A 651-nucleotide genomic window follows, 5' to 3' on the forward strand; every position below is an offset into this window, starting at 1 on the left:
CGGTCGGTCGGATCCGGCAGACGGTCTATCGCGGTATCAAGCGCGTCGACCAGCACTTCAAGCTGACGATGGTTGCGAGCAATCTGACCCGCATGGCCCGAATGCCAGGGGTGGTGCCGCAAGGAGCGGCGCGATGAGCCGTCACGGCGTGAAGACTGCGCGCCAGCAGGGCTGCATGCGTGCGCATGCCCCACGCGGATCGCGCGGCAAACCGGTAATTCAGCGGGAAATTGCACGCGCAAGTCTCCTGAACGTAGCTTCGGTCGTCATGACGGGGCGCTTTTCAACAGCCTGCTAGGCGCTCTTCGAAGCCAAGCCGGTCAATGCCCTCCTGAGCCTGCTGTTCGGCAAGGGCTGCGCGAGCTGGCGAATTGACGCATCGCCGTGGAACTGCCAGCGGCCCGTATCGTTCAGTGCTTCGAGGCGGCCGGCATCCAGTTCGGAAATCCGCAGGGAACCTTCTCCAACAGACTCGAACAGATCGACCAGTATCCGCACGACCGGTTTGAGCCGGTCGGCGCGCAGGCGCAGCCGTTCGCTCCGATTGGTTCTCAGCTCGATCATTTCGTCATCGGCAATCGTATCGAGTTCGCCCGACAGCCAGCGCCGGTCGCGCCGGAACAGTTCCGCCAGCAGCGGCTCGAGGCGCTC

The 651-nt window shown here is 63.9% G+C and carries 2 pseudogenes; one reads left to right on the forward strand and one right to left on the reverse strand.

Annotated elements, in window-relative coordinates:
* Positions 1-137: pseudogene (locus tag GCT19_RS42445) on the forward strand (IS5/IS1182 family transposase); the annotation flags it as partial.
* A gap of 211 nt (positions 138-348) precedes the next feature.
* On the opposite strand, the pseudogene GCT19_RS42450 reads toward GCT19_RS42445, so the two are convergent.
* Positions 349-651 (reverse strand): annotated as a pseudogene (locus GCT19_RS42450) (hypothetical protein); the annotation flags it as partial.

This window comes from Paraburkholderia atlantica (genome assembly GCF_009362785.1).
In the GTDB taxonomy this organism is placed as follows: Bacteria; Pseudomonadota; Gammaproteobacteria; order Burkholderiales; family Burkholderiaceae; genus Paraburkholderia; species Paraburkholderia atlantica.